The sequence below is a fragment of the Bradyrhizobium paxllaeri genome, from assembly GCF_001693515.2.
GTDB classification, from domain to species: Bacteria; Pseudomonadota; Alphaproteobacteria; order Rhizobiales; family Xanthobacteraceae; genus Bradyrhizobium; species Bradyrhizobium paxllaeri.
Genome location: NZ_CP042968.1, coordinates 8069078 through 8082154 on the forward strand (window position 1 = coordinate 8069078; position 13077 = coordinate 8082154).

Genomic DNA, 13077 nt, shown 5'->3' on the forward strand with positions numbered 1-13077 from the left:
GAGCCATCGACGGGAAGGTCGAGGCTGGTACTTGCCGCGAGTTTACAAAGCCTCCCACACACCTGCAGCGCCAGTCTGCGCGTTCGTGCGGCTTATGCTCATGCCGACGTGCGCGAGGCACAGCTGTTGTTGCAGCTGTGCCCCATTGCGGCAAACACCCAAGGCCTTGGCGTTACAGCAATCCGACCTTGTGCATGATCTCCCGAATCTGCGGCGGATTGGGGTCCATTATGGTTGGGGCTGATGTCGCGCCCGTCGTTTGCGCCGGACCCCGCGCGACGTGGCTCGCGCCGTTCTGCATCGGATGGACGGACTGCGGCGCCATTGCACCGGCCGGAACCATGCTGGGTGCATCGACTTGCGCCAGTCCCAGCAGACGACGGAGGGTGTCCAGCGAGGGATCGGCTCCAGGCGCGGCGGCGCCCGGGGCGACACCCGTTTCGAGGCCCAGCGCCCGCATCGCGTTCGGCAATCCGGCGCCCGTACGGTTTGGATCGCCGAATTGCAGCGGCGTCGCCGTCTCCTTCAGGATCTGGAACAGCCGTTCCACACGGCGCCCGTCGCGATTCTGGAACGCACCCTTGAAGTCCGGGTGATGCGCCAGCACGAGCGCGGCGAGGCCCGTGACGTGCGGTGTCGCCATTGAGGTCCCGTCCCATGCGCCGAAGCCATCGGCTGGAAGCGACGAGACGATGCCGACGCCGGGCGCGCAGACGTCGATCTCCGGCCCGAAGCAGCTGAACTTTGCCGGAAAATATCCGTCGCGACTCCGGAAGCCATCCAACGCTTGCTGCGCATGGTAGCTGTCCTCGGGGAATTCGCCCCATTTGCCCATCGCGGCGACCGCCAGGCAATGCGGCGTCGAAGCCGGAAACTGCACCGGCCCCGAGGAATTGCCAGCAGCGATGATACAGGCCATGCCCATTTGCTTGGCCCGCACGATACGATCCTCGATGATCTTCGAAGGCTCGCCGCCGCCCAGGCTCATGTTGGCGACGTCGATACCCTGCTCCATGCAGTAATCCAGCGCCTGGACGAGATCGCTGAAGCGACCACCGGGGAAGATTCGGCAGACATGGATCTCCGCCGCGGGAGCGAAGCCGCGGATGCCGCCACCGCCGGGAACCGGCCCGCCGGCGATGACCCCGGCGCAATGCGAGCCGTGGCCGATCGTATCGACGGTCCAGGCCATTTTATCATTGCCGACGATGCTGGTGCCGCGCGTGACCCCGCGCAAATTGCGATGGGTTGGCGCCGTGCCGGAATCGATGACCGCGATTTTCACACCGGCGCCATCATAGCCCGGGGGCACGCGATCAAGACCCATCGCCCGCTCACCCCAGCCCATCAACTGCCGTCCGGGGAAGTCGCGCAGCGACGCCGCGAGGGCTCTCACGACGATCCGGTTGACAGTACTGGGAACGAGCTGCGGGCGATCGAGCCAGAAAGTCCAGTAGTCGACCTTCGCCTTGACGAGGATCGATCGGATGGTATCAGGCCTTTCGCCCTGCATGTTCAGCGTAACGCGGCCGGCGGCATCGGTGACACCTTGGGTCGGCCACATGCTGCCGAACACATAGACCTCGGCATCCGGCAGCGGGCCGGTCTGGCCCAACACCTCGATCGTCGTCGAGAAGCCGTCAGCCAACGGCGTAAGTACGCCGGGATTGGGCATTTGCGGTGTGGTCGGGTCGAGCATGTAGCTCAGCCGCTCATCACGCTCCACCGCAAGGCGCGTTCCTGCCTGGGTCTGCAATAGCTTGGCCTTGTCGGGAGCCATGCGGGCGAGCACCAGCGAACTGAGTGGCGCTTGTCCAAATTCTGCGCTCTGAAATCCGAACAGGCGCGGCGGCTGCACCGTCTTCACCACCTCGATGTCAGGGCTATTGGTGAGCTGCTGGACCACGAAATCGGCACTGAAGGTCGCAACTCCGCTTTGCTGCTGTGGTGCGATCATGAATTGCGCCGGGCGCGGCGCGATCGCTGCGGCCTCCTGCCCCGATGGAGGCGCCGCCGTACCTCCGCCATTTGCCGCCGATGCTGCCGACGCGGGCGCTTGTTCCGAATGCGCGCCGCTGTCGGCCGTTTCATCATGATCACTGTGGTCCGGAGTTCCAGATTTGCTTCTTGCGGCCATATGCGGCCTCCTTGATGTTTTGCGAGTTATGGGCTTGCCCACCAAAATCAGTCGGGATCGAATTGCTTCAGCGTCGAGTTCGGCTCCACCACGATGGTGGTGAACGCCGATTTGAGGCGATTGGCCTGCGTGCTCGTCATGGAAAGGATGACGACGTCGGGCGCTATTTGCGCGACCCGTTTCACGCCGGCTTCGCGCTTCAAGTGATCGGCAAGCTGACCGGATTTGACCGGCTCTCCTTGCACGATGAATTCCTGCGGCGAGTTTGGATCCGCCATCTGGGCTCCATTCACATCTGCTGCGCGAAGGGCGGACTTGCGTCCGCCCTTCGTCGTCAGGTCTAATGCATCGTGCCGCCGGGCTGGCCGGCGTCGAAGACGCCGAGTTTGCGACCGATATCCAAGCCGGTCTGCGCACCCTGGCCAATCTTTTTCAGCACGCTCCAGAAGCTCTGCAGTTCCATGTCCGTCGGCGGTGCTTCCGCCGGCTGGAAGCCGGGCTGACCGGCACTGAAAATGCCCAGTTGCTTACCGATATCAAGGCCGGTCTGCGCACCCTGGCCGATCTTCTTCAGCACGCTCCAGAAGCTCTGCAGCTCCATGTCCGTCGGCGGCGCTTCCGCGGCCGGCTGGAAGCCGGGCTGACCGGCTTCGAAGACGCCCAGTTGCTTGCCGACATTCACGCCGGTCTGCACACCCCGGCCGATCTTCTTCAGCACGCTCCAGAAGCTCTGCAGCTCCATGTCCGTCGGCGGTGCTTCCGCGGCTGGCTGGAAGCCGGGCTGACCGGCGTCGAAGACGCCCAGTTGCTTGCCGACATTCACGCCGGTCTGCACACCCCGGCCGATCTTCTTCAGCACGCTCCAGAAGCTCTGCAGCTCCATGTCCGTCGGCGGTGCTTCCGCCGGCTGGAAGCCGGGCTGACCGGCATCGAAGACGCCCAGTTGCTTGCCGACATTCACGCCGGTCTGCACACCCCGGCCGATCTTCTTCAGCACGCTCCAGAAGCTTTGCAGCTCCATGTCCGTCGGCGGCGCTTCCGCGGCGGGCTGGAAGCCGGGCTGACCGGCCTCGAAGACGCCCAGTTGCTTACCGACATTCACGCCGGTCTGCACACCCCGGCCGATCTTCTTCAGCACGCTCCAGAAGCTTTGCAGCTCCATGTCCGTCGGCGGCGCTTCCGCAGCCGGCTGGAAGCCGGGCTGGCCGGCGCTGAAAATGCCGAGTTGCTTACCGATATCCAGGCCGGTCTGAGCACCCTGACCAATCTTCTTCAGTACGCTCCAGAAGCTCTGCAGCTCCATGTCCGTCGGTTGAGCCGTGTCCGGCCCGGCGGAGAACGGCAGGAACCCGCCGCCAACCTTGCCCACGACACCACCGATATTTCTCCCGGTCTTGCCGCCGATCAGGCCGCCGATAACTCTTCCGGCGGCGCCGCCGAGGATCGAGCCGAATATCCCTTGCGGGTCCAACTGACTGTAGTCTTCAATTCCTTGCTGCGTTCCATTCATGAGTAAAGCCTCCAATATGTGGCCTGGCCCGTAAGCGACGCGCGCCTACAGTGCAGGACCGGGATCACTTCGCGTACGAAGGTGAGGCTGATGTTACGCGTGGGATCGTGATCCAGGTGTCATGCGGAGCGTGAAAGTTGCGTCAAAGTCTATGGCACCGGGCAATTTGGTTGAGGCGGACGCGAATTGTCGGTGCGGAACATGCGCCGGATGTCGCGCTGCAATTGTTCGGTTTCTCCTTCAGGCACAGCGCGAACTTCCTTCCACAGCACGGTGCGGCAAAGATCGTACTGACGCAAAGCGTCCGCGCGACGGCCCTGCTGTGCATAACAGCGCATCAAGATGCGGTGCACGTCCTCCTGCAGCGGGTCGATCGCAAGAATACGCAATGCAAGCGCGATCGCGATATCCATTCGCTCGCGCCCGCCGGCGTCCAAGAGGCCCACAACGGCCCGCATGGCTTGCATCCGGAGGCGTTGGCGCTCGGCAGACAGCCAGGCTTCAAAAGCACATGAGGTTGAGCTGATGCCATCGAGAAGTTCGCCGCGATAAAGCGCCGCCGCGCGCGCCAGCCGTTCGGGATCGCCCTCCTTCAGGAGCTGTTCGAACTCCCCGACATCGGTCTTTACGGCGTCCGGACAGATGCGGATGTCCCCGCGATCCGCCGAGATCACGTCGGCGTATTGCGGCAGCACATGACGCAATGTGAGCAAAGCCTGTCGAAGGCTGGCGCGCGCGCGATCTGCAAAGTGTCCGTCCCACAGCAGCGCTGCGAGCTTGCTGCGCGAAATGCCGCGAGGAGAGCTGAGAGCGACATAGCCTAGAAGCGTCGCGGCCTTCCGACTCGGGATCGACACCGACTCGCCGGAGACCTGCATTACCTCGACGCCACCGAACAGATTGATCTGCAGCAGAGGCATTGTCCCAACCCTCAGTTAAAAATTGACTTGAAGCGTTCAGATACCGCGCAATTACTTATGAGCATGATGTCCACGATTGGGACGCCGCCACCTGCAAAAACGTGCGCGGCCAAGACCGGGATGTCTCTGATGATCCTACAACCTTAGTTAGACAAGACAATGGACCACCTCATATCTTTTTAGTGATTGGAAGTTTGTTTTGATAGTGAACTGCTTCATATGCGTGAGGTTGCGTATGCAAGGCTGTCTAATCGCATCGGCCGTCACGAGCGCATGAATCTCACCTTAAAAAGGAAGCGACACGTTCGCGCAGCTCAATACGAACTCACCACGCTGCAACGACGGATTGTCCGAACCGGCCTATCCGTTCCACGATCGCGACGAGTCGTCACAGCATGCGACCGCCTCCGTCGGCACCCCAAAAAATATCGACCTCTTCACCCGTGCTGACCGGCCAAGGCCTGGCATCACGGAAAGCAACGGCACTGCCCGCCGGCTTCATGCACTTTGATCTTGGTTACTTTGACCTGGAGCACAGATCTGGAGCCAAAAACCTTGCAGCCCCTCGACAAGCCGTCCGGCACGAAGCTGTCCACCCATGTCCGGGGTACAACGCGTTACCGCGGTCTGGGACGCCTGCAAATCCCGTCGCCAGCCAAATAATTGCTGCGGCGAAAGCCCGTGCCGTCAGGCTACGGCAGAGACAGACTCACCGCTCGCTACGATCTCTGCGATGATCCGTTCCTTGTCCTCGTCGCTCTACGTTCGCCGGCGACATGCACCGGTGAACACGTCAAGCCGATGAATCGGCTCAGTGATAGCATCATCCACTGTGTCCATTCTAAGCCTAATGGTTATCAGAACCATCAGACTCGCAGATCAGAGCATCATCAAGAAGATGACCTCGCAATCCGCTTACAATCTTGCTGCCCGGTCACCAAGCCGGCCTGTTCCAAACTGTGAAGGACATCGGCGCCGCAGAGTTGCACTCCAACGTCGTGATGCTTGCGAGCTTGCCGCGCTGATGAAGATCCCTGTGATCACGACAGCGTCCGCGTCCAACGACACGAACGGGGCTCATGCCGGAAATCCACGAATCCGCGCCGCTCGCCGTCTATGTAGCTCGCATTCGCGCGCTTCGGCTCTGGCGCGAAGTACCGATGTTCGCGTCAGAGCAGTGTACTACCTCAAAGGCCCGCCAGGAGGTGCCCGGCAGCTTTCAGATCTGCGGTCTCCAGACCTTCGTCGAAGCGCTCGAAGACAGGCTGCAGCAGCCGGCGGGCGCTATCTGGCCGCCCTTGAGCCGCGAGCAGCGCCGCGAGATCGGTCGCGGTTCGCAGCTCCCAGGCCCGCGCGCCCTGGCGGCGGCTGAATTCGAGCGACTGCGTAAAGCAGATTTCCGCATCATTCACCTGCCGCTGCGGCATCGCGAGAAGCACGCTGCCCTTCACCCGCAGTAATTCAGGCATGTAAAAGAGATTGCCGCTCGACTCGAGCCGCCTGGCTGTCTCCTCGATCAAAGCAAGGGCCTCGTTGAAGCGTCCGAGCGCCGCTAATCCCTGAATATGCGAAATGTTAAAGGTCGCGGTCATAAGTTCGTATCGTGTCGCACGCAGTTCCTTGAGGCACTGCTGCAGGTTCTCAACTCCCGCCCTCGCATCGCCGAGGCGGATGGCGAGCATGGCCTTGTAGGCACGTCCAACAGCGAGATAGGGCCCCATCGCCTGTGATTCAGCATGGGAGATCAGCGCATCCGCATTCGCATCAGCACTTTCAAGATCGCCGGCCCACAAGAATACGGAGACGGCCCAGACCAAAGCTCTAGATACCGCCACCGGATGTGCCATTGATGACGCTTCCTTGACACTCCGGTTAGCCAACTCCATGGCCTGAACCGGATGGCCTTGCAACCAAAGCGTTCGTGCCAAAGCGATGCCGGCGTAGTTGTAGTGCGCATAGTCGATATAAATCGTGCTGGTCGGCCTCTGGCTCGGCCCGCTCTGGAGCGCAGTCTCCAATACGGCGCGAGCGCCACCAAGGTCACCTGTATGATGGAGCGCGCTCCCCACGAGGCAGTGGGCCAGGCCGAGGGCAGCCGGGGTAGCGATGATTTTGGCAACAGACAAACTGCTCCTTGCATAGTGTAGAGCCGCTCTGAAATCACCGGTGCGGTGATGGAAGGTGTGCAACAGGTTCAAGACCTGCATTTGCTCGGGAGCGTCACCAATTCCTTCGGCAATGGCGAGGCTCCTATCCAGGGCCACCCGCGCGGCTTCGTCGTTACCGCGCGTGAACATCATCGCCACTCCAAGCACCGCCTGAAGCCGCATCTCCTCGGCTCCACCGCGCGTGGCATCGTCGAGGGCACCAATTGCGCGTTCGGACCAACGGCAACCTTCCGTGAGCAACGACACAGCCAGGAAGACGGGCGCCGCTGCGGCGGCAAGGCGAACGCCGATATCAATTCTGCCGTTGCCGCCAAAGCACCAATTCAATGCCGCACGGACATTGTTAAGAGCGGCGAAGTACGGCGCACGCTGCGCACCGGTCGAATAAGTTGGCCATTGAGCTCCGGTTTGCTCCAGCCATCGTTGGTAGTACATCGCATGACGCGTCGCCAGCTCAACGGCATCCGAATCATCGACCCTGATGTCGAGGGCATAAGCGCGCGTCGCATCGAGCAACCTGTAGCGCATCATCGCGCCAATGGGACGGGTGGCCAATATCGACTTTGCAACGAGGCCGTCGATCGCGCCAAGCACAGTGGATCGATCAAGGGTCTCGATGGTGACTACGTCGAGGGCCGCATCGAGCGTGAAATGCCCAACGAAGACGGCGAGCCGGCGCAGCACCGAACGCTCAATGTCGGATAGAAGTCCATAGCTCCAGTCGAGCGTGGCCTGCAGCGTCTTCTGGCGCGGCGGCGCGGTACGCGACCCCTGCCACAGTCGCGTCAGTTGTTCGTCGAGAAGGGCGGCGGTCTGCTGCAGACCGTGGGATTCTACCCGCCGGGCCGCAAGCTCGATCGCAAGGGCTACACCGTCAAGCTTCCGGCAGATGTCCGCAACAATCGGCACTTCCGCGTTGCTGAGTTCGAGGCTCGCCCCGCTCGCAATCGCGCGCTCCACGAACAGCTGCATTGCCGGGAACTCTGAGATCGCCTCCGCGGTAAGCCCCTGGGAGTCCGGCGGACAAGCAAGGGCGTCCAGCCGATAAACATGCTCACCTTCGACCCGCAGCGCCTCGCGGCTCGTAGCCAGGATATGCACCTGCGGTGCCGACTCAATAATCCTTGCCACCAGCGGGGCAACCGTTTCCACCAGATGTTCGCAGGTGTCGAGGATCAGAAGAACGCGCCGGCTCTTGAGAAATGCAATGAGACTGGGTGTGGCGTCGTCCGACTGAACCGACCGCCCCAGCGTGGAGGCGACCGCCGTTGAAACCAGCGCAGGATCGCTCAGCATTCCGAAATCGACGAAGAGGACGGACCCGCCGAAGGCATCCTCCAGCTGATGCGCAACTGCGATAGCGACTGTCGTCTTGCCGACGCCGCCGGCGCCGACAATGGTAACCAAGCGCGAATCAATCAGATCACCCGACAGCTTGGCGATGTCGTTAGCCCGGCCGACGATCCGGCTCAGGCGGCTCGGAAGGTTGGCGTGCGGAGAAAGACCGACTGAATCAACGGCAGACACCCTGTTGGACGTACTGCTGACACGCGAGACAGGCGCGACGAAGCAATAACCCCGCCCGGCGAGAGTCGTGATGTACCGCGCGCCATCCCTGCCGTCTCCCAGCGCCTTGCGGAGGCTCGCCACGTGAACGCGCAGGCTGCTCTCTTCGACCGTAACGCCGGACCAGACTCGCGACAGCAAATCATTCTTGCTGACGACTTCGTTAGGCGTTGAGACGAGAGCAAGCAGTATCTCGAAAGCGCGCGCCCCCAATTCAACAGGCACGCCGTCTCTCGTGAGCAGCCGCTCGCTCGCGGCCAGGCGAAAGGGTCCGAACAACAAGACGTCCTGGTTTGGTGCTGCTGTCGAAATCATTGCAATCTTTCCACCATGGCCCGGCCTAGTCGCAGTCTACGACATGAACCTGCGCTATCTATTTGAATGTGCGGACCAAACTGCCTTGCGGCCTTTTGTCCATACTTGGGTGCCTAAACATTTGGCGGGGCGTGGGCATCAACATTTCACAACGGTTTACGGGCCATGCCCGGAGGACAGTCGTATCGTTTGGGGCCGTCGTCAAATGCCATCGGTAGCCGGGTGCAGCCGGTCAAGAGAGTCCATCCACAGTGAATGACGAGGGCCGAGGTGCATTATGGGAGCCAAGGCCAGAACCGGGACAGTTGTCTACACCGCCAGAACCCGCACGACCGGCGGCCGCGACCATGGCGTGTCGCGCAGCTCCGACGGCCAGCTCGACGTGAAGCTGGCGCCCCCCTGTTCGGCCGGCATGGGCACCAATCCCGAGCAATTGTTCGCCGCCGGCTGGTCGGCTTGTTTCGAGGGTGCGATCGCACTCGTCGCGCGGAAAAGGAAAGTCGCCTTAGGCGAAGTCACGATCGACGCCGAGGTCGATCTGCACCTTGCCGATGACACCGACTATTTCCTGAGCGCACGTCTCAGCATCAGCATTCCCGGCGTCGAGCGCGCGGTCGCACAAAGCCTCGTGCAAGAGGCGAAGCTTTTCTGCCCTTATTCCAAGGCAACCCGGGGCAATATCGACGTGACGTTCAATCTGTTTTGACTATCGCTTCCAAATCCCGCGTGTCGAGCTGCGCGGGACAATGTGATCCAGGCTCAGGCCAAGGAACAGGGCAATGACGGACCAAATGACGGGTGACCGTCGTGACATCGAGCTTCCTTTGCGGCGCACCGAAAGTGCGTATCGCTATCTCAGAAGTGCGAAGCGGCCCCTGTGCCATAACCAGAGTGGCACCGCTGGTGCGCACGGCACAACGATTGACGCTAACGAACACAAACAGGCCGACGTGGCGTTGAGCGACCGAGAGCAAGAGCTCTTGCAGCTGCTGGACGTGGTTCCTAGCCTCCTCTGGCGACTGAAACCGGACGGCAAGCTGATCTACTTCAACCAGCGCATGGTCGATTTCCTCGGGTTGGACGTTACGGAGACAGTGAAGTCGGCCAAGAGTGGTATAGAGGCGGTCATTGCGACCGTCCATCCAGACGATTCAGCGGAGTTCGCGCAAACACTCAGACGTTGCCTCGTCACTGGTGAGACGTTTGCCATGCGATACCGTCTCAAGCGCGCCGACGGGGTCTATCGCTGGATGTCAGGCCGCGCGGAGCCGATACGGGATCAGGGCGGATGCATCGCCCAGTGGTACGGCGTCTGCCACGATATCGATGATCAGATGCACGCCGAAGCGGCGCTGCGGCGGAGCGAGCGGCAGCTTCAACAGTTGATCGACACAGTGCCGGCGCTGATCTGGTGTACGACGCCAGAAGGAATACCGTGTTATCTCAACAAGCGAGTCAGCGAAGTTACCGGTGTCACCCTGAGGGACCTGGTTGCGCCTGACGGGTCTCGATCCCTCACGGTCATCCATCCGGACGACCGCGACGCGATGGACCAGGCGCTCGCACACTCAATCGACACCGGCGCGTCGTTCGTGGGACGATATCGTCAACGCCGATCCAACGGCGCCCATCGGTGGGTTGAAAGTCGCGCGGAGCCGTTGCGCGACGAGTCCGGCAAGATAGTTCAGTGGTTCGGCGTGAGCGTCGATATCCATGACCTGGTAATCGCGCAGGAAGCGCTGCGTGACCGCGAACGAGAACTGTCGCAACTCGTTGACATGGTTCCGAGCCTCCTATGGCGATTGAATCGGGACGGCGAGCCAAACTTCTTCAACAAGCGGACGATCGAGTTCCTGGGCTCGGATGTCGCAGATTACGATAAGCCTGGCGTGAGCCGACTGGCGGCCACCCTGGCAGCAATCATCCATCCCGATGATACAGCCGGCGTATTGGAAGGCTTCAATCATTCGCTTGCCACCGGCGCGCCTTTTTCCATGACCTATCGCCTGCGCCGCGCCGACGGCGTCCATCGCTGGATGTCAGGCCGCGCGTATCCGATGCGGGACGAGAGTGGACACATTATCCAATGGTACGGCCTCACTCACGATGTTGACGACCAAATGCGTGCCGAAGAGGCCGTGCGGCTGAGCGAGCGGCGGTTGCAGCAGATGATTGATGCGGTGCCTGTCTACATCTTCAGCTTCACAGCCGCAGGCCAGCCAACCTACGTCAATAAGCGATACCAGGACTACCTTGGATTCTCCGTACCGCACTTCGACTCTCTTCAGGAACAGCTACGCACGACAACTCATCCCGATGATCTCCCCGAAATGCAGCACACGTTGTTGAATTGCCTCCAAACAGGCGAACCTTTCCTGATGCGGTTTCGCCAACGCGGGAAAGACGGGATCTATCGCTGGACCGAAGGCAGGGCGGAGCCTCTGCGCGATCAAGAGAGCACGATCGTACAATGGTATGCAGTTTCTCTCGACATCGAAGATGAGAGGCGCGCACAGGATGCGTTGCAGCAAGCGTCCGCCAATCTCGCTCAGGCCGCACAGGCTGCAAGCCTGGCCGAGCTTTCGGCGTCCATCGCGCATGAGGTGAATCAGCCGTTGGCTGCCATCGTAGCCAACTCGCATGCCTGCAAGCGCTGGCTTGAGGGCGATCCGCCTAACCTGGAGCGGGCGAAGGCAACCGTCGAGCGGGTTATCCGGAACGCGCACTCGGCGGCGGAAGTTGTCAGCCACACCCGCGCGTTATTCCGGCAGGACCTGGGACCGAGGATCTCTGGAACGCTCGCGAGCGTCGTTGCCGAGGCACGCAACCTCGTTGCCGAGGAGGCAGCGCGGCGTAACGTTCGCATGGAGATTGATATCGAACGGAGTCTGCCGCTTCTCGCGTTCGATCGCGTGCAGCTACAGCAGGTGCTCGTCAATCTCATTCGAAACGGCATGGATGCGATGGACTCCCTCACGGGCGACAAAGCCCTCAGGATCAGCGTGCGGCGAATGGAGGATACAGTTCAGATCGCCATCAGCGATCACGGCCGGGGTATCGAGTTTCCCGAAAAAATATTCGAGCCGTTCTTTACGACCAAAGAGCACGGGATGGGCATGGGGCTGGCGATCTGCCGCTCGATTGTCGAGTCCCACGGCGGGCGGCTATGGGCGGAGAGGAACGAACGCAATGGAGCGACGTTCACTTTCTCGTTGCCGATCGACGTGAAGGACGATGCCAATGAATGGTCCGGGAGAAGCGGTTTGCGAGTTGCTGAAGGCACATGGAATACGCGCTGACGAACAGGTTGTTTCATCGAACTCAGGAGGCCTCATATGAATATGCAGAATACTGCTGAGGATCGCGCGCAGGTTCTTATTGTCGACGACGACGATGAAGTCCGGGTGTCCGTCCGGGAGCTTGTAGAATCCGTTGGCCTTGACACCGCCTGCTTCGCTTCTACGCAGGAGTTGATGCAGTCGTCGATCGACGAACGGGCTGGTTGTTTGGTTCTGGACGTGCGTATGCCAGGACTGAGTGGACTCGATTTTCAGCGGCGCCTGAATTCGAATGGAAAAGCGAAGCCCATTGTCTTCCTGACCGGACATGCTGACATTCCCATGACGGTCGAAGCGATGAAAGCCGGCGCGGTTGACGTCCTTACCAAGCCGTTTCGCGAGCAGGACTTGCTTGATGCGATCAAGACCGGGATCGAGCGGGATGTCGCGCAGCGAGCAGCGGCCAGCGTCGTCCAGCAACATCTGAATCGGTTCGAAACTCTGACTGTGCGTGAGCGTCAGGTATTGCGCGAAGTGGCAAAGGGCCGCCTCAACAAGCAGATCGCATTTGACCTCGGCATCAGCATCGTCACCGTAAAGCTGCACCGCTGCAACGTCATGCGGAAAATGCATGCTACTTCCGTTGGGAGCCTGATCCGCGCCTGGGAAGCATTGCCGATCAGTCGTGCGCGAGCAGGGAGCCCCCGTATAGACTACGGTGTGGTTACAAATTGACTGCGCTTTTGGCCAGAAATGCGGTTGCGGCCAAAAGCCGGTTGCAGCCACTAGGATAGCCCTTGCCCAATCCGCCCGTAATTGCAGTTGTCGACGACGATGAAGGCATGCGCCTCGCGCTCTTCGAACTCCTTCAGGTGCTTACCTTGTCGTGTCTCACCTTCGATGGGCCCGAAGCGTTCCTGGCGGCTTATGTGCCCGGGGCTTTTGACTGCCTTATTACCGACATACACATGCCCGGCATGAGCGGACTAGAACTCCAGCAACACCTCAGGTCGCTGGGCTCGACCATTCCCGTCATCGTCGTCACGTCTTCCACTGATCCCGCCAGCCGTTCTTGCGCGTTGAACGATGGCGCTGTCGCCTATCTGAGAAAACCCGTAGACGATGAGACCCTCATCCGTCATCTGAAGGTTGCCCTCGGCCCCGATTTCATTGGCTCCTGAGC

Annotated in this window: 9 protein-coding genes; 4 read left to right on the top strand and 5 right to left on the bottom strand. The window is 61.0% G+C overall.

Annotation, left to right across the window (positions count from 1 at the left end):
• Positions 1-172: 172 nt before the first annotated feature.
• The 5 genes from LMTR21_RS38520 to LMTR21_RS38545 all read right to left on the bottom strand — a co-directional run bounded on the left by LMTR21_RS38520 (position 173) and on the right by LMTR21_RS38545 (position 8616).
• On the bottom strand, positions 173-1957 hold the full coding sequence (locus tag LMTR21_RS38520; RefSeq protein WP_187399280.1) for a S8 family peptidase: 1785 nt from the start codon (positions 1955-1957) through the stop codon (positions 173-175).
• A gap of 227 nt (positions 1958-2184) precedes the next feature.
• Positions 2185-2415, bottom strand: coding sequence for a hypothetical protein (locus LMTR21_RS38525; RefSeq protein WP_065751597.1), 231 nt, complete (start codon positions 2413-2415; stop codon positions 2185-2187).
• A gap of 62 nt (positions 2416-2477) precedes the next feature.
• The gene (locus tag LMTR21_RS38530) at positions 2478-3506 is read right to left on the bottom strand and encodes a hypothetical protein (protein WP_141688172.1); all 1029 of its coding nucleotides are present in this window, start codon (positions 3504-3506) and stop codon (positions 2478-2480) included.
• Between the two features lie 290 nt (positions 3507-3796).
• Positions 3797-4525, bottom strand: a complete 729-nt coding sequence (locus LMTR21_RS38535) for an AfsR/SARP family transcriptional regulator (RefSeq protein WP_187399281.1) — start codon at positions 4523-4525, stop codon at positions 3797-3799.
• Positions 4526-5754: 1229 nt separating this feature from the next.
• Positions 5755-8616, bottom strand: coding sequence for an ATP-binding protein (locus LMTR21_RS38545; RefSeq protein WP_065751600.1), 2862 nt, complete (start codon positions 8614-8616; stop codon positions 5755-5757).
• A gap of 277 nt (positions 8617-8893) precedes the next feature.
• Between LMTR21_RS38545 and LMTR21_RS38550 the strand changes: the two genes are divergently transcribed.
• The 4 genes from LMTR21_RS38550 (at position 8894) to LMTR21_RS38565 (ending at position 13075) form a co-directional block, all read left to right on the top strand.
• Entirely contained in the window at positions 8894-9322 is a 429-nt protein-coding gene (locus tag LMTR21_RS38550) for an organic hydroperoxide resistance protein (RefSeq protein ID WP_065751601.1), read from the top strand.
• 73 nt (positions 9323-9395) lie between these two features.
• Positions 9396-11915, top strand: a complete 2520-nt coding sequence (locus LMTR21_RS38555; RefSeq protein ID WP_065751602.1) for a PAS domain-containing sensor histidine kinase — start codon at positions 9396-9398, stop codon at positions 11913-11915.
• 36 nt (positions 11916-11951) lie between these two features.
• Positions 11952-12629, top strand: coding sequence for a response regulator transcription factor (locus tag LMTR21_RS38560; RefSeq protein ID WP_065751603.1), 678 nt, complete (start codon positions 11952-11954; stop codon positions 12627-12629).
• Between the two features lie 62 nt (positions 12630-12691).
• Positions 12692-13075, top strand: a complete 384-nt coding sequence (locus LMTR21_RS38565) for a response regulator transcription factor (protein WP_210250548.1) — start codon at positions 12692-12694, stop codon at positions 13073-13075.
• The last annotated feature ends 2 nt before the right edge of the window (positions 13076-13077 follow it).

Excerpts from the sequence above, each read along its gene's own strand:
- LMTR21_RS38520 (WP_187399280.1), bottom strand. The coding sequence starts at position 1,957 with ATGATCGCACCACAGCAGCAAAGCGGAGTTGCGACCTTCAGTGCCGAT.
- LMTR21_RS38525 (WP_065751597.1), bottom strand. The coding sequence starts at position 2,415 with ATGGCGGATCCAAACTCGCCGCAGGAATTCATCGTGCAAGGAGAGCCG.
- LMTR21_RS38535 (WP_187399281.1), bottom strand. The coding sequence starts at position 4,525 with ATGCAGGTCTCCGGCGAGTCGGTGTCGATCCCGAGTCGGAAGGCCGCG.
- LMTR21_RS38545 (WP_065751600.1), bottom strand. The coding sequence starts at position 8,616 with ATGATTTCGACAGCAGCACCAAACCAGGACGTCTTGTTGTTCGGACCC.
- LMTR21_RS38550 (WP_065751601.1), top strand. The coding sequence starts at position 8,894 with ATGGGAGCCAAGGCCAGAACCGGGACAGTTGTCTACACCGCCAGAACC.
- LMTR21_RS38555 (WP_065751602.1), top strand. The coding sequence starts at position 9,396 with ATGACGGACCAAATGACGGGTGACCGTCGTGACATCGAGCTTCCTTTG.
- LMTR21_RS38560 (WP_065751603.1), top strand. The coding sequence starts at position 11,952 with ATGAATATGCAGAATACTGCTGAGGATCGCGCGCAGGTTCTTATTGTC.